The 22930-nt window shown below is 40.8% G+C and carries 19 protein-coding genes; 12 read left to right on the forward strand and 7 right to left on the reverse strand.

What is annotated here, in order from left to right; translation table 11 throughout:
- The 4 genes from lpxD to L655_RS0121835 all read left to right on the forward strand — a co-directional run bounded on the left by lpxD (position 1) and on the right by L655_RS0121835 (position 2815).
- Complete coding sequence (gene lpxD, locus L655_RS0121820) at positions 1-1023, forward strand: UDP-3-O-(3-hydroxymyristoyl)glucosamine N-acyltransferase (protein WP_024606272.1); 1023 nt, start codon at positions 1-3, stop codon at positions 1021-1023.
- 26 nt (positions 1024-1049) lie between these two features.
- Positions 1050-1502: a 3-hydroxyacyl-ACP dehydratase FabZ gene (fabZ, locus tag L655_RS0121825; protein WP_024606273.1), complete on the forward strand. Its 453-nt coding sequence runs from the start codon at positions 1050-1052 to the stop codon at positions 1500-1502.
- A gap of 2 nt (positions 1503-1504) precedes the next feature.
- Complete coding sequence (gene lpxA / locus L655_RS0121830; RefSeq protein ID WP_007580998.1) at positions 1505-2275, forward strand: acyl-ACP--UDP-N-acetylglucosamine O-acyltransferase; 771 nt, start codon at positions 1505-1507, stop codon at positions 2273-2275.
- 147 nt (positions 2276-2422) lie between these two features.
- Positions 2423-2815: a septal ring lytic transglycosylase RlpA family protein gene (locus L655_RS0121835; protein ID WP_024606274.1), complete on the forward strand. Its 393-nt coding sequence runs from the start codon at positions 2423-2425 to the stop codon at positions 2813-2815.
- Here L655_RS0121835 and cydC read toward each other — a convergent pair.
- The 5 genes from cydC to L655_RS0121860 all read right to left on the reverse strand — a co-directional run bounded on the left by cydC (position 2798) and on the right by L655_RS0121860 (position 9185).
- Entirely contained in the window at positions 2798-4543 is a 1746-nt protein-coding gene (cydC, locus tag L655_RS0121840; protein ID WP_024606275.1) for a thiol reductant ABC exporter subunit CydC, read from the reverse strand. The genes L655_RS0121835 and cydC overlap by 18 nt on opposite strands.
- Positions 4536-6299, reverse strand: a complete 1764-nt coding sequence (gene cydD / locus L655_RS0121845) for a thiol reductant ABC exporter subunit CydD (RefSeq protein WP_024606276.1) — start codon at positions 6297-6299, stop codon at positions 4536-4538. The genes cydC and cydD overlap by 8 nt, the downstream gene beginning before the upstream one ends.
- A complete protein-coding gene (cydX, locus tag L655_RS0121850) occupies positions 6289-6453 on the reverse strand; it encodes a cytochrome bd-I oxidase subunit CydX (RefSeq protein WP_002958303.1) in 165 nt (54 codons plus the stop codon). The genes cydD and cydX overlap by 11 nt, the downstream gene beginning before the upstream one ends.
- Before the next feature lie 12 nt (positions 6454-6465).
- Positions 6466-7605: a cytochrome d ubiquinol oxidase subunit II gene (cydB, locus tag L655_RS0121855; RefSeq protein ID WP_024606277.1), complete on the reverse strand. Its 1140-nt coding sequence runs from the start codon at positions 7603-7605 to the stop codon at positions 6466-6468.
- Positions 7602-9185 carry a cytochrome ubiquinol oxidase subunit I gene (locus L655_RS0121860; protein WP_024606278.1) on the reverse strand — a complete coding sequence of 528 codons (1584 nt, stop codon included), beginning with the start codon at positions 9183-9185 and terminating at the stop codon, positions 7602-7604. Before L655_RS0121860 ends, cydB begins: the two co-directional genes overlap by 4 nt.
- 301 nt (positions 9186-9486) lie before the next feature.
- Here L655_RS0121860 and lpxB point away from each other — a divergent pair, with 301 nt between their 5' ends.
- From lpxB to L655_RS0121890, 6 genes are all read left to right on the forward strand, one after another.
- Complete coding sequence (gene lpxB / locus L655_RS0121865) at positions 9487-10644, forward strand: lipid-A-disaccharide synthase (RefSeq protein WP_024606279.1); 1158 nt, start codon at positions 9487-9489, stop codon at positions 10642-10644.
- On the forward strand, positions 10634-11236 hold the full coding sequence (gene rnhB, locus L655_RS0121870) for a ribonuclease HII (RefSeq protein WP_024606280.1): 603 nt from the start codon (positions 10634-10636) through the stop codon (positions 11234-11236). Before lpxB ends, rnhB begins: the two co-directional genes overlap by 11 nt.
- 2 nt (positions 11237-11238) lie before the next feature.
- Entirely contained in the window at positions 11239-14730 is a 3492-nt protein-coding gene (gene dnaE, locus L655_RS0121875; RefSeq protein ID WP_024606281.1) for a DNA polymerase III subunit alpha, read from the forward strand.
- A 16-nt stretch (positions 14731-14746) separates the two neighbouring features.
- Entirely contained in the window at positions 14747-15703 is a 957-nt protein-coding gene (gene accA / locus L655_RS0121880) for an acetyl-CoA carboxylase carboxyl transferase subunit alpha (RefSeq protein WP_024599973.1), read from the forward strand.
- A gap of 83 nt (positions 15704-15786) precedes the next feature.
- Positions 15787-17091 (forward strand): tRNA lysidine(34) synthetase TilS, encoded by a 1305-nt coding sequence (gene tilS, locus L655_RS0121885; protein ID WP_024606282.1) that lies wholly within the window; start codon positions 15787-15789, stop codon positions 17089-17091.
- Positions 17092-17445: a hypothetical protein gene (locus tag L655_RS0121890; protein ID WP_024606283.1), complete on the forward strand. Its 354-nt coding sequence runs from the start codon at positions 17092-17094 to the stop codon at positions 17443-17445.
- 30 nt (positions 17446-17475) lie between these two features.
- Here L655_RS0121890 and L655_RS0121895 read toward each other — a convergent pair whose 3' ends face one another.
- Complete coding sequence (locus L655_RS0121895; protein ID WP_024606284.1) at positions 17476-18372, reverse strand: GGDEF domain-containing protein; 897 nt, start codon at positions 18370-18372, stop codon at positions 17476-17478.
- Positions 18373-18505: 133 nt separating this feature from the next.
- Between L655_RS0121895 and L655_RS0121900 the strand changes: the two genes are divergently transcribed.
- Entirely contained in the window at positions 18506-20482 is a 1977-nt protein-coding gene (locus L655_RS0121900) for a monovalent cation:proton antiporter-2 (CPA2) family protein (protein ID WP_024606285.1), read from the forward strand.
- A 15-nt stretch (positions 20483-20497) separates the two neighbouring features.
- Here L655_RS0121900 and L655_RS0121905 read toward each other — a convergent pair whose 3' ends face one another.
- Positions 20498-21643 (reverse strand): patatin-like phospholipase family protein, encoded by a 1146-nt coding sequence (locus tag L655_RS0121905; protein ID WP_024606286.1) that lies wholly within the window; start codon positions 21641-21643, stop codon positions 20498-20500.
- A 219-nt stretch (positions 21644-21862) separates the two neighbouring features.
- Here L655_RS0121905 and L655_RS0121910 point away from each other — a divergent pair, with 219 nt between their 5' ends.
- Positions 21863-22738: a DUF3014 domain-containing protein gene (locus tag L655_RS0121910; protein ID WP_024606287.1), complete on the forward strand. Its 876-nt coding sequence runs from the start codon at positions 21863-21865 to the stop codon at positions 22736-22738.
- Positions 22739-22930 lie beyond the last annotated feature (192 nt).

Here is a 22930-nt window from a genome sequence, read left to right on the forward strand (position 1 = left end):
ATGCAAAATTATACGCTTTCGCAAATAGCGGAACTTCTAGGCGCCGAACTTCAGGGTGATGGCGCTTTAGAAATAAAAAAAATAGCGACACTTGCAAATGCCCATTCTGGGCATATTGCATTTTTAGCGAACTCAAAATATCGCTCGCAACTTGAGACCACTCAAGCTAGCGCTGTAATAGTAAGCCAAGCCGATGCAGAGTACTTTAGTGGTAGCAAAGTTATTGTTGCTAATCCGTATGTAAGTTACGCAAAATTAGCGCAATTTATGGATACGACGCCACGATCAGCATTTACAGGTATTCATCCAAGCGCTACGGTGCATCCAACAGCGATTGTTAGTGACAGCGCCGCTATTGGTGCTAACGCAGTCATTGAAGCTAATGCAGTGATTGGTGACAACGCGCAAATTGGTCCGAACAGTTTTATCGGCGAATGTGTTAAAATAGGTTCTGGCACTAAGCTTTGGCCTAGTGTGACTATTTATCACGATGTTGAAATTGGTTCAGATTGTTTGTTTCAAGCAAATAGTGTTGTAGGTAGTGATGGGTTTGGCTATGCAAATGAGCGCGGGCAGTGGGTTAAGATACCTCAGCTTGGTTCAGTGATTATAGGCAACAAAGTTGAAATCGGTGCTAGTACGACAATTGATCGTGGTGCACTGGACAATACCATCATTCATAGCAATGTTATTATCGATAATCAGTGTCAAATAGCGCACAACGTTGAAGTTAATTCAGGCACCGCAATTGCGGGCTGCACTGTTCTTGCAGGAAGCGTTACCATTGGCAAGAACTGTCAAATTGGTGGCATGGTTGCAATTAATGGTCACATGTCTGTATGTGATGGTGTTATAATTACCGGCATGAGTATGGTGACAAAATCAATCACCGAACCAGGTATTTACTCATCTGGTATGCCCCATACAACAAACAAAGAATGGCGTAAAACTATTGCTCACTTGCGTAACCTTTCAGACATGAAATCTCGTCTTAAAGCGCTTGAAGCATTGGCTAAGTCATAACGTTGAACACTAATAAGGATGCTATTTTGGCAAACGAATTAAATAGCCTTGATATTCAAGAAATTTTAAATTTATTACCGCACCGTTACCCGATGCTATTAATTGATCGTGTTATTGATTTTACACCTGGCAAGTCTTTACATGCTATTAAAAATGTTTCTATAAATGAACCAATTTTTACTGGGCACTTTCCAAATCAGCCAATTTTTCCTGGTGTGCTAATATTAGAATCAATGGCGCAAGCAACGGGTTTATTAGGTTTTAAAACAGTAGAAAATCGTAGCGAAAACGAATTATATTTGTTTGCAGCTGTTGATAATGCACGTTTTAAACAACCTGTAATTCCTGGCGATACAATGCATCTTCATGTTGAGTTTTTAAAAGAACGTCGCAACATTTGGAAGTTTGCTGCAGAAGCTAGAGTCGACGGCAAAATAGTATGTAGTGCCGAAATTATGTGTGCGAGAAGAGAGTTTTAATAGTGATCCATTCTACAGCAATAATCGAACCTGGCGCTAAACTAGGCAACAATGTCTCAGTTGGTCCGTATAGTTATATTGGCAATGATGTTGTTATCGGTGATAACTGTATTATTGAGTCTCACGTTGTTGTTAAAGGGCCGTCAACTATTGGCTCTGGCAATCATATTTTTCAATTTGCGTCTGTAGGCGAAGCTTGCCAAGACAAAAAATACAATAACGAGCCAACTACATTGATCATGGGTGATAACAACGTTATCCGTGAATGTGCCACAATTCACCGCGGAACGATTCAAGACCAAGGCGTTACTAAAATTGGTAGTAATAATTTGTTTATGGCTTATACCCACGTTGCACATGACGCGGTAATTGGCGATAACGTAATTTTTGCTAACAACGCAAGTGTAGCCGGCCATGTACATGTTGGTGACTGGGTTATCCTTGGTGGTAATTCGGGTGTTCATCAGTTTTGTAAAATTGGTGCACATGCCTTTATTGGTATGTATTCAGGTGTTAACAAAGATGTACCACCATTTGTTACTACCATTGGTATGCCTGCAGGTCCTGCAGCTATCAATAAAGAAGGCATGAAGCGTCGTGGTTTCGAAAGTGATGAAATTATGGCTGTACGCCGAGCATACAAAGCATTTTATCGTAAAAGCTTAGGTGCTGAAGAAGCTATTGAGTCGCTTAGTGAGGATGCCGCAAAGTATCCTGCTGTGAAATTGATGGTCGACTTTGTTAAAAACTCAGAGCGCGGCATCGTAAGGTAATTACAGGCTTTGCTTTAAGCATTAAAAAACCACCCTAGATGATAAATCGAAGGTGGTTTTTTATTGCCCATGGTTTAGACCCAATTCAGTTAATACTCAGCGAACTCAAGTTAGTATGCATCTAATTTGTATAATAAAAGTCATCCTATGCGTTTACCTAAGTTAGTTGTCACTCTTTTTATTACTTCAGCTTTAGCCGCTTGTAGTAGCCAGCCTATTGTTAAATCATCTACTGGGGAAATCACACAAGTTGGTAAAGCATCTTTTTATGCTGATAAATACCACGGGAGAACAACTGCCAACGGAGAGCGCTTTAGCCAACAAGCTGCAACGGCTGCCCATTTAGAATTCGATTTTGGTACTAAAGTAATTGTTACCAACCTAGCTAATAATAAATCAGTCACAGTAAGAATAAATGACAGAGGCCCGTATGTGCGAGGTCGTATTATTGATTTATCAAAAAGTATGTTTAAAAAGATAGCCGACCCTAAAGTCGGCGTTATAGACGTGTCTGTAGAGGTATTAAAACCGGGTAGTTAGTGCTACATAATCTGGATAAGCGCTACTGAGCTCTTTGTGAGAGCCTTGTGCCACTAATTTACCGTCTTCTAGCCATACAACATTATCCATTTGAGTAAGAAGAGCCGGATCGTGCGTAATTGTGAGTACACTCGTGTTATTCATAACATGCATGATTGCTTGCATTACCCCTTGCTTAGATTGATTATCGAGACCTTCTGTTGGTTCATCAAGGACTAAAATAGCAGGGTTTTTAAGTAATGCTTGCGCGATGGCTATACGCCTAGATTGGCCTTGCGATACGTTACGTCCGCCAGTGCCTAATCGTGTTTTTAAGCCTTCTTTTAGTTCATTAAACCATGGGCTTAATTGCGCTAACGTTAGCGCTTCAATCAATTGCTCTTTAGTGGCACTCGGTGCGGCATAACGCAAATTTTCACTCAGTGTGCCATCAAAAATATGATGCTGCTGAGCGAGTATATTTATAACGTTTGCGCGTATATCGCTATTTAATGAATGTAAATTAACAACACTATTTTGATTATTTAGAGTGATGCTCCCTTGTTGCAAAGGCCATAAACCAGTAAGTAAATTTACAAGCGTGGTTTTACCGCTGCCGCTTCTACCGACAATCGCTACTTTTTGCTGGGGTATCAACTCAAAGCTAACATCAGTTAGTGCTATTTGTTCACCATATTGATAGCTGATATTGTTAAGTGCCAATGTATTATTTTGCGCACTAAATTTTTCATCAACGTCTACATGTGTATCTTTAACTTGTGAGTTAGCTGCTTTATCTTCAAGCGAAAATAATCGCTCTGCTGCTTTTAGTACACTAGGAAGCTCTATAAACGCGTTAGGTAGTAGCAATACGCTTTCAAAACTTGCCAATACAAATAGGCTTAACATAGCAAGTTCTACATTTACCATACTGTTGGCGTAAACCAGCGGGACAATGGTTGCTATGCTAGCAAGCATGGCTAATTGAACAACCAACAAGCTCATCCCATCTGAGTTTGCCAGTGCTTTGTGGCGAATAAATAATTGCTGATTATACTGCTCGCTTAATTCATCGCACTTATCAAGCTGCTGCGAACGGGCTTGATAAATACTAAGCTCTCTAAGTCCTGTGAGTGTATCTGAAAGCTCAGAGCGAAGTTGTGCACTAAGTTGTGTTTCTTTATGGCTGTTTTTAGTGAGCTTTGCGCTGAGTAGGGCAGGTATAACCACACCAATAAGTATAATACCAGTAAAGCAAATAAGGGCGACGTTGCCATTATAGGCCGACATAAACAACATGATGATTGGCACACTCAAAAGAGCGACCAGCATAGGCAGTAAAACGTTTAAATAAAACTTGTCGAGTGCGTCTACATCGTTTTGTAATCGGTTAACTAAATCGGCGCTGCGGCTCATTGCTAAATCAACGTTGTTAAGCTTACTTAACGTTGCAAATACATTGGTACGTATTTCACTTAGTAATAAAAACGTGGCGTTATGAGTAACTAGGCGTTCGCCATAGCGCGATGCAGTTCGTACGATTGCTAAAAACCGAATCGTACCTGCTGGAGTAAAGTAGTTCATTTGCACGCCCGCAATACCTGCAGCCGCCATTGATGCTAAAAACCAGCCAGATATAGCCAATAAACCCACATTAGCTAATACAGTAATCGTCGCTAAAAATGTGCCTAGTAGCATTGCTTTGTAATGAGGAGCGCAAAGCTTTAATAAGCGAATAAAGTTATGCATGCGCCACCCCTTGTTTAGCTGTTTTTAATAAGTTAGCAAATACACCATTTTGCGCTGCAAGTTTATCAAAGTGACCTTGCTCAGCTATTTTTCCATCGTGCATAACAACTATATTACTAGCGTGTTTAACGGTATTTAATCGATGAGCAATGACTAATACTAAGTTGTTTTTAGCGTATTCATTAATAGCATCTTGAATAAGCTGCTCTGTTTGGCTATCAAGGTGCGCTGTAGGCTCATCAAGCACTAAGACTGGTGCTTGCTTTATAAATGCGCGAGCCAGTGCGATACGTTGCTTTTGTCCGCCAGAAAGCCCTTCCCCTTGTTCACCTATCAGCGTGTTAAAACCATCGGGTAGGGTATTTATAAATTCAAGCACACCAGCTTGCTTTGCTGCATGTTCAAGCTCTTGCTGTGTGGCAGTTGGTTTGGCCAATTTAATGTTGGCAGCAATGGTGTCGTAAAACAGCGTCGCTTTTTGTGGTATCCATGCAATGTTATTTTGCAGGTAAGTAATATCGGTTGTACTTAAACTCTGATCATTAATAGATAGGTGGTTTATCACCTTAGGATGAAACCCTAATAGGCAATCAAACAACGTACTTTTACCTGATCCACTACTGCCCACAACTGCAATTAAGCCTTTATTTGGCAATGTTAAATTTATATTTTTAATCCCTTCGTTACTACCTGGGTATATAAAATTAAGGTCGGTAATACTTATTGAATCAATTGTATTTAAAGTTAAATTGTTTTCAGGTGCGCTTGTAGTTACTGGCGCATTTACGTCACTTGGCAGTGGTGCATTTAAAATCGCAACCATATCGGCCGCNTGGCTACCTAGCTGGCGCAGTGGTAAATAAAATTCAGGCGCTAAAAGTAGCACCACAAAGCCAGTGGCAAAATCAAGAGTGCCAAAAAATAGTCTAAAACCAATAATTACGGCAACGAGTGCTACGCTAATGGTAGCTAAAAACTCAAGTGCAAATGATGATAAAAACGCGATTTTTAAAACATCGAGTGTCGCGTGTCTAAAGTCGTCTGAAATTTTAGCTATTTGCTTAAGTTCGGTACGTGTTGCATTAAATAGTTTTAGTTGAGTTAAACCTTGCACGCGGTCAAAAAAGTAATTGCCCAGTACAGCAAGTTGCTTCCAGCGTTTTTGGTTTAAAGCTTCGGCTTTAGAGCCTACTAAAATCATGAAAAAAGGAATAAGTGGGGCGGTTAATAAAAATATCAGCCCTGCTTTATAATCTGTCGGAAAAATAACTACCAATATTGCCAGCGGAATAAGCGCGCTGTAAGCAACACCTGGCAAGTATTTAGCATAATAGTCGTGAAGTGCTTCAACGCCATTATGCAGGGTGTTTAATGTAGCGCCTTGGCCGTGTTGTTCTATATAGCTTGGGCCAAGTAAGCTGAGCTTATTTAGAAGTGTTTGGCGCATAGCCGATTTTATTTTAAGCGCAGCAAATGCACTTAAGCGTTCACTTAACGCTAAAAACACCGCGCGCAATAAAATAATGCCTGCTAAGGGCCATAATAAATGAGTGACTTGGGCTAAGTTATTACCTTCAAACATTACATTATGAATAGCTTGAGCCAGTAAATAAGCACCTGCAATCATCAGTAATGCGTTAAAAGTACCCAGTGCAATGCTTAACTTTAACCACACTGCAGCGGGTTTACTTTGACGCTTTAAAAAAGCGCGCAGTGATTGCTGCTGCGCGCGATCTGGTCGGGGGTTAGTCGTCATCTTTTGTGTTGTTAGCATCATTTAATAAATCGTGCATGGCTTGTTCATCATCAGCAATGCTGTTTTTATTTTGATGAAATTCGTACCACATTACATTTATTACACCTAAGGTACAGGCCAAAAGTACACCTAAAATCCAAGCGAAATACCACATAGTTTAGTCTCCTTAGTAGCTACCGTGAGTGTTGTTTTCAATTTCTTCAACCGTTACTCTGCGCCACATTTTTACATAACACCAGGTGGTGTAAGTTAAAATAAGTGGAACAAAAATACACACTGCAACAAACATTACATTGAGCGTTTTATGGCTCGATACCGCATCCCAAATTGTTAAGCTAATATTTGGATTATTGCTTGATGGCATAATAAATGGGAACAGTGAAACACCGGCCGTCATAATCACGCCAATTAACATTAAGCTTGTTGAAATAAGTCCAAGTGCTGGTTTGTTCAATTTAGAAAACAATAGCGCACTTAGTGCCATTACAAACGCTAAAATAGGAAAGGTCATAGTCCATGGGCGTTCACTGTAATTGCTAAGCCACGCACCTTGCGCTGTAGTGACTACTTTAGCTAGAGGATCTGCATGACTTTGTGTATCAGCCATAGATACAACTTGGTAACCCGTTAAGTTAGCCACCCAAAAACCAGCTGCAGCAAATAACACGATAAACACAATAAGAGAATAGCGACCATATTGACCCGAACGCTCTGCGACCACACTTGCTGTACGAAGTTGTAACCACATACCCGCATGCGCAACTAACATGGTAATACTCACTAAACCTGCAAGTAATCCAAATGGGTTAAGCAAGCCAAAAAATGATCCTTGGTAGCTAACACGCATAAGGTTATCAATATTAAACGGTACGCCTAAAAATAAATTACCAAACGCAACACCAAATACTAATGCTGGAATTGCGCTGCCTGCAAGCAAGCCCCAATCCCAGTTATTGCGCCAGCGTTTTGAGTCTACTTTACTGCGGTAATCAAATCCAAGTGGTCTAAAAAACAAAGCAAAGAGTACTAGCATCATGGCAAAGTAAAAGCCCGAAAATGCAGCTGCATAAACCATAGGCCACGCCGCAAATAACGCGCCGCCTGCCGTTATAAACCATACTTGGTTACCATCCCAATGTGGGCCAATTGTGTTTATTACTGTGCGGCGCTCTGAATCTGTTTTACCAACGAGGCGAAGCAACATAGCAACGCCCATATCCATACCATCGGTAATAGCAAAACCAATAAGCAGCACACCAATGATCAACCACCAAAGCATTTTTAATGTTTCATAATCAAAAATCATGATTGCTCTCCTTCAGTTTTATCCGCTTTGTTTTGTAATTCAAAATGATACTTACCAGTATGTAGCGAGCTTGGCCCTTGCTTAACAAAGCGGATCATCAACCAACCTTCAACAATGGCTAAACCAGTATAGAAAACAATAAACCCAGTTAAGCTAATTAAAATATCGTTTACTGTTAGTGACGACGTGGCTAAAAAGGTCGGCAGTATTTCAGATATAGCCCAAGGTTGACGACCATACTCGGCAACAATCCAGCCAAACTCAATCGCTATCCAAGGTAGTGGAATACTCAATACGGCAGCCCATAACAACCAGCGTTTTTGCTCAATAACGCGGTGTGCGTTGTAGTAAAATGCCAATATAAATACACCTAGCATGGCCACACCACAGGCAACCATAATCCTAAATGACCAAAACATAGGGCCTACTTTAGGAAAAGAGTCTTTAACAGCTTTTTGAATTTGTTCTTCAGTAGCATCTACAACATCAGGTGTGTAGCGCTTAAGTAGCAAGCCATACCCTAAATCATCTTTTAGAGTATTAAATTTGGCAATATTATCTGGCGTATCTTCACCGTTTCTGAGTTTTGTAAGGTATTCATAAGCAATCATACCGTTGCGAATACGTACTTCATGTTGTTTTTCTAGGTCGTTAATACCCGTTACTTGCTCATCTAGTGAGCGCGTAGCAATTAACCCAAGTGCGTAAGGTATTTTAACCGCCGCATGTGTTACTTGCTCTTCTGAATCAGGAAAACCAAATGCGGTAAACGCAGCCGGAGCTTCTTCTGTGTGCCATTCGGCTTCAATTGTGGCAAGTTTCACTTTTTGGACTTCGCCTACTTCGTAGCCTGATTCGTCACCGAGTAAAATTACACATAAAATTGATGCTAAACCAAAGCCCGATGCGACCGAAAAAGAACGTTTAGCAAACGCTAAATCACGACCTTTTAATATGTACCAACTACTTATGCCCAGTACAAACATAGATGCAGCTACATAACCTGCCGATACGGTATGAATAAACTTAACTTGTGCTACAGGATTAAACACAAGCTCAGCAAAGCTGGTCATTTCCATGCGCATGGTTTGATAGTTAAATTCAGCACCTACTGGGTTTTGCATCCAACCGTTGGCAATCAAAATCCACAGCGCCGACATGTTAGTACCAATGGCCATTAAAAAGGTTGCACCTAAATGTTGGCGTTTAGAGAGTCTGTCCCAGCCTAAAAAGAACATACCTACAAAGGTCGATTCTAAAAAGAATGCCATTAAACCTTCAATTGCCAGGGGAGCCCCAAAAACATCACCTACGTAATGGGAGTAATAAGACCAGTTAGTACCAAACTCAAATTCCATGGTAAGGCCTGTCGCCACACCAATTGCAAAGTTAATACCAAACAATTTTCCCCAAAACTTAGTCATATCACGATAAATTTCGCGACCGGTCATAACATAAACCGATTCCATAATAACTAAAATCCAGGTCATACCTATCGTTAACGGTACGAATAAGAAATGAAAGAGAGCGGTAACAGCAAACTGTAATCGCGATAGATCCACAAAGGTTTCATCTATCATTATTGGCTCCTTGAGAGTGACGGATTAACAGGGCAACATTTAATTGGCAAAGTTAAGGTTTAATGAACTTTCAGTAATTACTGAAAGTTTGTAATAGTATTTACTTTTGTGCAATTTTTGTCAACATACATATTAGTAAAACTTAATATATATTTCCTATGCTACATCAGTATTAAAAACAAACAACATAAAGCCTTAACTTACGTGATAAAAAACCAGTTATTTAAAGCGTTTAACCAAACAGTAAAACACGGTAAACTAACAAGCATGAACGCCTGATTTACTTGTGAAATAAAATCAAATGAATAAAGATAAAAAACAACTACGAATTGGTATTGTGGCAGGTGAACTGTCGGGCGATATTTTAGGTGAAGGTTTAATTAAAGCCCTTAAAAAACATTTTCCGGACGCCATTTTTGAAGGAATAGCAGGACCTAAAATGCAAGCGCAGGGCTGTAAAACACTTTACGACATGGATGAGCTTTCGGTAATGGGGCTTGTTGAGGTGCTAGGGCGTTTGCGGCGTTTGCTTAAAATACGTAAACAACTCGTGCAGCATTTTGTAGATAACCCACCTGATGTATTTATTGGTATAGATGCACCCGATTTTAACTTACGTGTTGAAAAGCCACTTAAAGATGCGGGCATTAAAACAGTACAGTATGTAAGTCCGTCTGTTTGGGCGTGGCGCGAAAAGCGTATACATACAATAAGTGCAGCCACTAACTTAGTGCTTGCGTTACTGCCATTTGAAAAAGAGTTTTACGATAAACACCAAGTGTCTTGTACATTTGTGGGTCATACTTTGGCAGACGATATAGCGCTTGAGCACGACGACAGTAAAGCGCGTGAAGAGTTAGGCTTAAGCCTTGATGACAAAGTACTGGCGTTACTTCCTGGTAGTCGAGGCTCTGAAGTTGGTTTGCTAAGCGAGACTTACATTAAAACAGCTGCAGAGCTGCAAGCTAAAAACCCCAATCTTAAAATTGTGGTTCCGTTGGTTAACGAAAAACGCAAAGCGCAGTTTAGTGATATATTAAACGCTACCGCGCCAAACCTTAATGTTAACCTGCTTGATGGGCAATCTAAATTAGCGATGCAAGCTGCTGATGCTATTTTATTAGCCTCGGGCACTGCAACACTCGAAGGCATGCTTTATAAAAAGCCAATGGTTGTGGGCTATAAAATAAAGCCTTTGAGCTATTGGATTTTTAAAACTTTATTTACGTTTAATATTAAGTACTTTTCGCTACCTAATTTATTAGCCGACGAAGAGCTAGTGCCTGAGTTTTTACAAAGTGAGTGTAATGTGACTAACTTAACAAACGCGCTTACCCCTATGCTTAATACTGATAACAAAGCGCTAAAAGCACGCTTTTTAGCTATTCACGAAAAAATTAGATTAAATGCCAGCGAACAAGCAGCAAATGCTGTGGCGGAGTTAATAAATGCAAATTGATAGACCTAACGTAGCCTTAATTGCCGGTGTAGATGAAGTAGGGCGCGGCCCACTTGTTGGCGACGTANCCGCCGTTATTTTAGATCCTTCAAAACCTATTGCAGGCTTAGCAGATTCTAAAAAATTAACAGATAAAAAACGCCAAGCACTCGCAATTGAAATAAAAGAAAAAGCATTGTGTTACGCATATGGTCGTTGCAACCCAACTGAAATTGATGAGTTAAATATTCTGCACGCGACTATGCTTGCCATGACCCGCGCAGTAGAGGCATTAAGCACACAACCTGAATTTGTATTTATAGATGGTAATCGATTGCCAAAACTCACTATGCCAGCACAAGCTGTTGTTAAAGGTGATAGCTTAGTGGCCGAAATTTCAGCAGCGTCTATTTTAGCTAAAGTAGCGCGCGATGACGAAATGCTTGAGCTTGATAAACGCCACCCAGAATATGGTTTTGCAGGGCACAAAGGGTATCCAACAAAAGCGCACTTTGCAGCGCTTGAACAGTACGGTGCAATTGACGAGCATCGTAAAAGCTTTAAACCTGTGCAGCGCGTTTTGGCGCAAGNNNAAGCCAATGGTGAGGGCTAAGCATGGCTGCTCCTGATTTTGTTCATTTAAGAGTTCATTCAGACTTTTCGATGGTTGATGGCCTTGCTAAAACAAAGCCGATAGTCGCTAAAGCACAAGAGCTGCAAATGCCTGCCATTGCGATTACCGACCAAATGAACTTTTGTGGCTTAGTGCGCTTTTATGGCGCCACGCATAACGCCGGTATTAAGCCTATTGTGGGGGCAGATTTTTGGGTTCGTAGTCCTGAATTTCCTGACGAGCCAAGCCGCTTAACCATATTAGCCAAAGACAACGACGGCTATAAAAATATTACCTTGTTAATATCTAAAGCGTATCAGCGTGGGCATGTGTTTCATCGGCCAGTGATTGACCGAGAATGGCTGGTGGAACATAAAACGGGCTTAATTATTCTCTCTGGCGCTAAAGACGGTGACTTAGGTAAAGCGTTATTAAAAAATAACCCAAGTGTCATTGAATCGGTAGTTAGTTTTTACAAGCAGCATTTTAGCGATAACTACTACCTTGAGCTAGTTCGCACTAACCGACCGCTTGAAGAAGACTACTTACACATGGCGGTAGAGCTTGCTACCAAAGAGCAGTTACCTGTTGTAGCTACCAACGAAGTAGTATTTTTGAAGCCAGAAAACTTTGAAGCGCACGAAATTCGCGTTGCTATTTTTGACGGCTACACGCTTGATGATAAACGCCGCCCTAAGCGATTCTCTGAAGAACAATATCTAAAAACATCAGAGCAAATGGCTGAGCTGTTTAGCGATATTCCAGAAGCGCTACAAAATACCGTAGAAATAGCTAAACGTTGTAATGTAACGGTTCAGCTAGGGACTTACTTTTTACCTGATTACCCAACTGGCTCACTTAAGATTGATGAGTTTTTAGTTAAAGTGTCAGAAGACGGTCTTGAAGAGCGATTACAGTTTTTATTCCCCGATGAAGAAGAGCGAAAAGTAAAACGTGTTGAATACGACGAGCGACTTGATATAGAGCTTGGCGTAATTAACCAAATGGGATTCCCCGGTTACTTCTTAATCGTAATGGAGTTTATTCAGTGGAGTAAAGATAACAATATCCCTGTTGGACCTGGTCGTGGTTCAGGTGCGGGTTCGTTAGTTGCGTACGCACTTAAAATTACCGATTTGGATCCACTTGAATTCGACTTGCTTTTTGAGCGATTTTTGAATCCAGAACGTGTATCAATGCCCGATTTCGACGTCGATTTCTGTATGGATAGACGTGACGAGGTAATTGATCACGTGTCGGCTTTGTATGGTCGAAACGCCGTATCGCAAATTATTACCTTTGGTACTATGGCTGCAAAAGCGGTAATACGCGATGTAGGGCGAGTGCTTGGGCATCCTTATGGGTTTGTTGATCGTATTTCAAAAATGATTCCAGGCGATCCTGGGATGACGCTTGCTAAAGCGTTTGATATAGAACCACGCTTGCAAGAAGCCTACGATGGCGACAACGAAGTAAAAGATTTAATCGACATGTGTCGCATCCTTGAAGGGTGTACACGTAACGCCGGTAAACATGCGGGTGGCGTAGTAATATCGCCAACCACTATTACCGACTTTGCCGCGCTTTATTGCGATGACGAAGGTAAGTTTCCGGTCACACAGTTTGATAAAAATGACGTAGAAACGGCAGGCTTAGTTAAGTTCGATTTCTTGGGTTTACGTACACTGACTATATTGCAGTGGGCGGTCGATATGACCAATGTGCGCATGGAGCGCCAAGGTAAAGACCCTGTCGATATAAACACTATTCCACTGGATGATAAAAAAAGTATTGAGCTACTACTTCGCGCCGAAACGACCGCTGTATTTCAGCTAGAATCGCGCGGTATGAAAGACTTAGTACGCCGACTTAAACCCGACTGCTTTGAAGATATGATTGCACTTGTGGCCTTGTTCCGACCAGGTCCGCTGCAATCAGGCATGGTAGATAACTTTATCGACCGAAAATTAGGCCGAGAAGAAATCTCATACCCAGATGCGCAATATCAGCACGAAAGCTTAAAACCAATACTTGATCCAACCTACGGTATTATCTTGTATCAAGAGCAAGTAATGCAAATTGCGCAAGTACTAGCAGGCTACACGCTAGGTGGCGCCGACATGCTGCGTCGTGCAATGGGTAAGAAAAAACCCGAAGAAATGGCAAAGCAGCGTTCAACGTTTGAAGATGGCGCAAGAAATAATGGCATTGACGGCGAGCTCGCGATAAAAATTTTCGACTTGGTAGAAAAATTCGCAGGTTACGGATTTAATAAATCTCACTCAGCGGCATATGCACTCGTTTCGTATCAAACGCTGTGGATGAAAACGCATCATCCTGCTGAATTTATGGCTGCGGTAATGTCGGCCGATATGGATAACACCGACAAAATAGTTATTTTGGTGGACGAATGTGAAAACATGAAGCTCACTTTATTGCCGCCAGACGTAAATGCAGGTGAGTTTAAGTTTACAGTAAACCTACAAGGTGAAATTGTTTACGGCATCGGCGCTATTAAAGGCGTGGGTGAAGCACCGGTTGATGCAATCCTAGAAGCACGTGCGAAAGGTGGCCCATTTAAAGATTTATTTGATTTTTGTGCCCGAGTTGATTTAAAACGCTTAAATAAACGCGTCACTGAAAAATTAATTTACTCAGGTGCACTAGATAATTTAGGGCCAGAAAAAACCCAATCTGGACGTGCTACATTACTGGCCAGTTTAAAAGATGCAATGCGTGCAGCTGATCAACACAACAAAGCTGAGCTATTAGGGCAAAGTGATTTGTTTGGTTTATTAGCCACCGAGCCTGACGAAGTTGAACAAGCCTTTATTAAAGCCACGGGACTCACCGATAACGAATGGTTAGATGGTGAAAAAGAAACGTTAGGCCTTTATTTAACTGGGCACCCGATAAATCAGTACCGACGTGAGCTTAGGCATTATACCAGCGGGAAAATAGTTGATTTACAGCCAACTAACCGTGATGTATTTGCAACGGCCGCAGGTTTAGTGATTGCTTCAAGGGTATTAATTAATAAAAAAGGAAATCGTTGGGCCTTAGTAACTTTAGATGACAAGAGTGCACGGATTGATGTACGCTTGTATTCAGACGAGTTTGAAAAGTACCAAGATATGCTCCAAGTTAACAATATCTTGGTAATATCTGGACAGGTCAGCTTTGATAACTTCTCCGGTGGTATTACAATGACCGCCAGAGAAATAAACACCATTGCTCAAGCGCGTGAAAAACGTATTAAAGCGATTAAAATGACGCTGAACATGGTGCAAGTCGAGGCAGGTTTCTTCGATAAATTACAAAAAGTACTCGAACCCTATAAAATGGGAACGTGTCCGATCAAGGTTTATTACCAACGTCCAGATGCGTTGGCTCAATTAACTCTTGGGATCGAATGGTGTGTTACGCCAAGTGACGACTTAATACATAAGTTATCATTAATGGCAGCGCAAGATGTAGAACTAGAATTTAACTAATTAGGTAGTTTAGAGCATGAGCCTCAATTATCTTGATTTTGAGCTTCCAATTGCAGAATTAGAAGCAAAAATTGAAGAATTACAAAATATAAGCCGCGCTGGCGAATTAGACCTTGAGTTAGAAGAGGAAGTCAGCAAACTAAAAGAAAAAAGTGCCAAACAAAAACAGGAGATTTTTTCTAATTTAGGCGCTTGGCAAGTATCACAGTTAGCACGTCATCCGTTGCGTCCTTACACTCGAGATTATATCGAGCGCATTTTCACGGAATTTGACGAGTTTGCTGGCGATCGTACTTTTGCTAACGATCCGGCTATTTTAGGTGGCGTTGCGCGTTTAGATGGCGAACCAGTAATGGTTATTGGCCAACAAAAAGGCCGTGACACTGCTGAAAAAATTAAACGCAACTTTGGTATGCCAAAGCCAGAAGGTTACCGTAAAGCATTACGCTTAATGGAAATGGCTGAGCGTTTTAAAATGCCAATCATGACTTTTATCGACACACCGGGTGCATACCCAGGTGTTGGCGCTGAAGAGCGTGGTCAATCTGAAGCAATCGCACGTAACTTAAAAGTAATGGCGACACTTAAAGTGCCGACAATATGTACGGTTATAGGCGAAGGCGGTTCAGGTGGTGCATTAGCAATTGGTGTTGGCGACAGAGTTAACATGTTGCAGTACAGTACTTATTCTGTAATTTCGCCTGAAGGTTGTGCGTCAATTCTTTGGAAAAGCGCCGACAAAGCACCACTTGCAGCAGAAGCTATGGGTGTAACTGCAGAGCGCGTGAAAGAACTAGATTTAATCAGTAATTTAATTGATGAACCTCTAGGTGGAGCGCACCGCAATTACGATGGTATGGCACGTAACTTAAAAGAACGCCTAAAACGTGACTTAGCTGATCTTCAAGCGCTTACGCTTGAAGAAATGCTTGACCAACGTTACAAACGTTTAATGTCGTTTGGTTATTGCTAAACGCATTAAATGTTAAAAAAAAGCCGCTTATGCGGCTTTTTTGCTTTAAAATGTTCAGAGTTTTTATATTAAAGTGCGCCCATATGCATAAATCAGCAATTTATCAGCAATTAAAAAAATCACTAAATAGCTATATTGAGCAAGGCAACACTGCTTTTGCAGTGGCGCTCTCTGGTGGCGTTGATTCTGTGGTGTTGTTGCATTTAATGCGCACTTTAAAAGCAGATAACCCTGCAATTAATGTCTCGGCTATTTATGTTCACCATGGCTTGAGCCAGTATGCTGATGACTGGCAACGCTTTTGCAAAAACGTATGTATTGAGCTTAGTGTGCCTTTTGAAGCTGCGAAAGTTGTCATTGATCAGCAGTCGCGCACAAGTCTTGAAGCCCAAGCACGCGACGCCCGTTATAAAGCGCTTGATGAACTAAGCCCACAAGGCAGCATTATTTTACTGGGCCAACATTTAAACGACCAAGTAGAAACGTTCTTACTGCGCTTAAAGCGTGGCTCGGGTTTAAAAGGGCTTGGTGCTATGTATAAAGAGCGTTTGCTGCAAAGTGGCCGTGTATGTTTTCGGCCATTGTTGAACGTTAAGCGAAGCGATATAGAAGCGTTTGCAGCGCAGTTTAGTATTCGCCACATAACCGATGACTCTAATACAGATGAAAGTTTTGATCGTAACTTTTTACGCTCAAAAATAGTGCCTGTGTTAGCTGAGCGCTTTAATGGGTTTGAGCAATGCACTGCACGAAGTATTGAGCTACTACAGCAACAACAAAATCTACTTGATGAATATACCCAGCTTGATTTAAATAAGTGTGTTAACGAGCATCAAGCACTGTGCATTAGCCAAATAAGTGAATACAGCGCAGCGCGCATTGCAAATATAGTACGTGCGTGGCTTGCACTATTTACTCAAGTGATGCCATCGCAAAAGCAACTTGAGCAAATTATTAATCAAGCAATGTGCGCAAAAAACGACTCACAGATGCGTATCGACTTGCTAGATGGACAAATACACCGGCATCAAGGTTATTTGTATTTTGTAACACCAAGTGAAGTATTAACAGATACAGAGCTGAATCATTCAGAACTAAAACTTGCTGATGGGCGTTTATTAATTAAAAGGGCTGGTAGCGGTGTAAGACCTCCACACGCTAATGAGCAAGTAATAGTGCGCTTTAATTGCAATAGTGCGCGTATAAAACCACTTAAAAAGCCTGGTAGTAATACAGTTAAGCATTGGTTTAAAGATGCAAAAATAGCGCCGTGGCTACGCGCCAGTGTGCCACTTATTTTTTATAATGATGAATTAGTTCAAGTGGTTGGTTATTTTATAAGTGCTAAGCATGTTGATGAAAATGGTATTTTTTGGGAGTGTAAATAAATGAGTAAACAGCCGCATGTTGGCTTATCGTTAGTAACAAAAGCGCCAATGGGTATGCTAATAACAGCGCTTATTGCTGTTATCGCTAATGTTTTACTTGAGTTAAATATAGTTACGTTAGGTTATGCAGTCGCTGGTGGGATTGCATCTGCAGTACTTTTATTAGCTTATTGGTTAGGTAAAGGTGGATTGTTTTTTATTTTAGGCGTGAGCCTGCCACTGCTTTTAGTATTATTTACACCGCTTGCGACTATTACTGCATTACTTAATTTAATTAGCGGGTTCTTTTTTGGTTTTTGTGCTGCGTTGTTTATTTATAAATTGGTAAGTGCAAAGCCTAGCGGGGGAAGCTAGGCTTTTTTATTTAATGCAGTTAAGTAAAGGCTAATATGCTTTTGCGCAGTTTCTACCTGATGCCTTTGCTTTGTATAAACCTTTATCTACTCGAGCAAATATCTCAGTTTCGCAATCTTGGCTGTTAGCTAAAGTAAAACCAATACTGGTTGTTACTTTATACTTAGACATTAATGGCGATTTTCTTACTAAGCACATTATACGCTCAGCAATCACTTTATTAGTTGTAAACTCAGGGTCTTCAATAAGTAAAGCAAACTCATCACCACCAAATCTAAATACCGAATCAGTGCCGCGTATACTACTACACAGTACTTTTGAAAATTCTTTAAGTGTATCGTCACCAATTTTATGGCCGAAGTTGTCGTTAACTTGTTTAAAGTTATCCAAATCAAGCAACATTAAACTAAATGGACGTTGATAACGGCGACAGTTTTCAAGCTTTTGAAGTAAAAAGTCATTAAATTGACTACGATTATTTAAACCGGTTAACGCATCCTTTGTGGCAAGCTTTAGTACGCGGTTATACATCATCGCATTACGAAGTGGATAAACCAACGCAGTATGTAATGTATGTAATTTTTTCTCAATTGCTTGGCCAAGCGGAAACTTACTAAAGTAAATTAGTTGCCCTAAGTGTTCATTACCAATAGCTAAATCAAAAATATAGGGAGTACTATTTGTGTCACTTTCTGATGTTTGTGTAGTTCCTAATGTTGATTGAAACTGTAAACCAGAAAAATTTAACAATTGTTTTGTAAATTTTGCGTATATAGCTAAAACATCCTCAATCACTAAGCTTGTTTGTAGCTCTGTAACGAGTTTATGTGTTTCTGTTATTTCGTTTGTTGGTGAATGTTCAGCCGAAAACGGCAAAAAGTCACCGCGACCAGACACACGTTGCGTCAAAATATGGACGTTTTCCATTAAATACTCCCCCGAGGGTGTTACTTTGCAATAACTAAGCTATTTTTGTGCCATATTTTAAAATTGCCTGAAAAACATATGGTTGCTATATTTACTTACAAGCGACTAGTTTAATTTAAGCGCGAGGCTGCATTTGCAAAGTATTAATGCTCAAATTTTTGGCTTATTAGTAGCGGCAGTGCTTTTTGTGTGGTTTTTTAAACGCATTGGCTTGCCGCCTATTTTAGCGTACCTAGCAACTGGGGTTTTAGCCGGTAGTCATGGTATTGGTTGGTTAGCGCAATCTCATGAAATAGAGTTTGTAGCAGAGCTTGGTATTGTCTTTTTGTTATTTAGTTTGGGGTTAGAGTTTTCTATCTCGCGGTTAATGGCAATGCGAAACCTAGTATTTGGACTGGGATCTCTGCAAGTAGGCATAACCAGCTTACTCTTCATTATTATCTTATATTGTTTAGACTTTTCCCTACTCACCAGCTTTACTATTGGCACAATTATGGCGCTTTCTTCAACTGCGGTGGTTGTTAAGCTATTAAAAGAGACGGGTGAGCTTAATCAGCGACGAGGGCAGTTAGCCGTTGGTGTGCTGCTTTTTCAAGATATTGCTGTTGTTCCTCTATTAATAATACTTCCCTTATTTGCATCAAGCGACTCACAAAGTATTGTCTGGGCTTTAGCCTTTGCCCTAAGTAAAGGTGCATTTGTATGTGTGCTCCTTTGGGCAATTGGTAAATGGGTATTGCCCATTGTATTTAAAGAAATAGCGCAAGTACGAACCGATGAATTGTTTGTACTTACCACTATATTAGTAGCGCTATTTGCGGGCTTTTTAACGTATATGTTTGGCTTGTCTATGGCATTGGGCGCATTTTTAGCGGGAATGATGTTAGGTGAGAGCCATTATAGGCATCAGTTAGAGGCCGATATACGTCCATTTCGCGATATATTAATGGGGCTGTTTTTTGTAACTGTGGGTATGCAGCTAGATATTTTATTTGTACTGGCGCACATAGTAATAATTATCGGCGCATTGCTTGGGTTACTCATATTAAAAATTACGGTAGTAGCACTTAGTGCGCGGCTAATGCATGAACGAAACCAAGATTCACTCGCCTGTGGCATTATGTTGTGGCAAATGGGAGAATTTGGTTTTGTACTTATCGCACTTGCTGGTCAGCACCAGTTATTAAATTCAGAGCAAGCTTCATTTTTAATTGCACTGGGTGTGCTTTCAATGGCATTTACACCATTTTTGATTGATAAAACGCCATTTATTTTAAATCGTTTGGGCATACTCGATCGGCCAAGTTTAGCGCTGGAGAGTGAGCCACAAAGTAGTACACTTTATAGCGATCATGTTGTTATTTGTGGTTTTTCGCGTGTTGGACAAACTATAGCGCGTTTTTTAAAGCCCGAAGCAATAGACTACGTTGCCATCGAAAGTAATCCAATACTTGTACAAGAAGGCAAAGCGGCTGGCGNCGAGCCTGTAATATTTGGTTATGTTAAGCAAAAAGATATTTTAAAGTGCGCAGGAGTAGAGCGAGCTCGGTTGGTGATTATTACTTTTACTGAGTTTGATCACGCGCAAGTTGTTATTGATGCCATAAAGCAAATAGCACCTAACGTTAAAATACTTATTAGGACTCGTGACGACAGCCAGCTCGATTATTTAAAAGCGCTAGGTGTAACCGAAGTGGTGCCCGAGTCGTTAGAGGCGAGCTTAATGCTCGTGTCGCATGTGTTGTCTATGTCGGGCGTACCCATGACACGTATTGTTCGCCGAGTAAGTAAAGAGCGACGTAATCGTTATCCATTAATGCAAAGTTTTTACGCAGGGTATTTTAAAGATAGCGAAGATGCCTCAACCGACCGATTAGAATATTTACACGTTGTAGCATTGCCCAAGCAAGCTTATGCCGTGAGTAAAACAATTGAAGATCTAAATTTAGAAAAGCGGCGAGTACTCGTAAAAGCACTTCGCAGAGAAGGATCCGAAATAGACACGCCATCAGCGCAAACAACCTTGTTACCTAACGACGTTTTAGTACTACAAGGTAAACCAAGGCGTGTTGAGCGGGTAGAGCACTACCTGCTCGACGGGATAGAATAATGTGCTTGTTTTGACTTAATCTAACTCTAAAAACTCACGCATTTTAGGCAACAGCGCCATGCCATCTTCATAGCCAATTTGCATTAAATGTTGGGTATAGCGTTTTTCAAACAATAGGTAACTGGTCAAACTCGATTGCGAATGTTTTTTAACACCGATTGTACGCAGTAATACTTTAATCGCCCACGGCATATCGTCGTAATATTGCGCGGCAATGGCGTTAAAGTTTTGCGAAGGGTTAATAACAAAGGTATCAATTTGCTTAAGTTCTTGATGTTTATCACGAGCGGGTAGTAATCCTAAAGTGCGGTTAACGCGTTCCAGTCGCTCTAAATCCGACTGCATAGTGTCGGTAAATACGCTATCAAGTAAATGCCCTGCAACAGCTGATAAGCCAGGGTAATGCGGCGAATAACCCGGTGGGTGAAGCTCTTTAGGCTGGTCGACCCCAATAATAAATATTTTTTCAGCACCTAAATGAATCGAGGGACTCAAGGGAGAAAGCTGATGTATAGAGCCATCACCAAAGTAATGGTTATAAATATTTACACTTGGAAACACCATAGGAATAGCACTCGACGCCATTAAATGCTCAACGTTAATACGAGTGGCTTGGCCTTCGCGTTTAGCGCGTTGCCATGGTGTTTGCGTATTTGATTGAAAAAACGCAACAGAGTCGCCCGTCGTATAACTAGAAGCTGTAATAGACAGCGCATCTAAATAATTACGGTGTAAGTTACGCTCTATCCGGTGCAAGTCTAAAATCTCATTGAGCAAACCACGTAGTGGGCGGTTATTTAGCAAACTCGCTGGTGGGTGATTAATATGCTCTGACTGAAAGCTAGTTAAAATATTACGCGCAATATGACCAAATACGCTTAAGAAGTCACTTTTATAAACCATCGAGGTCGAAAAGTTTTTCCAAACTGATTCAAGTTTTCGTACAGCTAAATGTGCACAAGAGGCGTAACATGCTAAAGCCGCAGAGTTAATAGCCCCAGCAGAGGTGCCATTTATTACTCTAAACGGTAATGGAGCTGTACGCGGCATGCTATGAGCGAGCGCTTTAAGTACACCCACTTGATAAGCAGCTCGTGCGCCACCGCCCGTTAATAATAGGGCTATTTTGGGTTTTTCTGGATCGACTTGCTTGATTTTCATATTGGTGTTTAAACTGTTCAACGTCTTTACTTTATTTATTAACTGTAAGCCTTTAAGCTAGAAGAATCAAAGGATAACTGAGTAGTAGTAAGTACAGTAAGCTTATGTTTATATTTGTAAGCTAAAATAGTTATGTATTTATAGTTACTACTCATAATGAATTTTTTCCATTCAGAGTACTCTGAGTGATAACGCACTTTTAATTTTTATGGAGTTTGTATGTCAGATAAACCAGAAGCGTCAGATGTTCAAAAACGTCCGCCTAATAACAATTTTCTTTTCGCCGTTATTATTTTAATAATAGTTGTGTGCGCAGCCGCGTTTGTACTATTAAAGCCAAGTGATGAGCCACAAACACGCACAGAGGTAGAGCAAGCGCCAAAAGAGCAACCAATGATGGAGCTTAAACCTGAAAACGATCCCGTAGTTGACGCACCATCAGTTATGCCAGAAAAGCCAGCAGAGCTTGAAGTGCCAGCACAAAGCCCAAGTGAGCCGGTGCCTGAAGTAAAACCATTACCAACGCTTAACGAAAGTGATGCGGTTGTTGTTGCTAAAATGGACGAGTACCTAAGCGACTCAGTAATGAGCTTAATGGTAACCGACGATGTAATTCGCCGTGGTGTGGTATTTGTAGATAACTTGGCTAAAGGCAAAGTAGCTAAAAAACACACGCCTGTTGTTCAACCTGAAGAGGCGTTTAGCGTAAATGAAGGGGATATTCTAACAATAAACCCTAATAGTTATGAGCGTTACACACCGTACGTAAAAATATTTACGAGTATGAGTGCAGCACAAGCTGTGCGTATGTACGAAGAGTACAAGCCACTTATAAATAATGCTTACAGTGAAATTGGCTACGGTGATGATGAGTTTAATCAAACCTTGGAAGATGCTATCGATTTATTACTCGATACACCAGAGCTTGAAGGTGAGTTACCGCTACTTCGCGATTCAGTAACGTATCAGTATGCATTTTCGGAGTGGGAGCAATTACCTGCTGCTCAAAAACAACTTTTACGCATGGGTCCAGAAAACATGAAAAAAGTAAAAGCAGCACTTCGTAATATAAAAGCGCAGTTAGAGACCAATTAATACGCACTAAAACAGCTAAATGCACCGCGATTGTATATGAAGTATGCAATCGCACTTTCTTTTTAGATTATCCCTTGAATAACAGAGCAAAAGTAGAGATAATCCCTCCCGCGCCAACCAAGGCCCTCAATGGTAGTCTTATTGGTCCTCTCGCAACACTAGCAGGCGAACCTGGTCAGGCCCGGAAGGGAG

Origin of the sequence: Pseudoalteromonas sp. TAE79 (assembly GCF_000498015.1) — a bacterium.
Classification (GTDB): Bacteria; Pseudomonadota; Gammaproteobacteria; order Enterobacterales; family Alteromonadaceae; genus Pseudoalteromonas.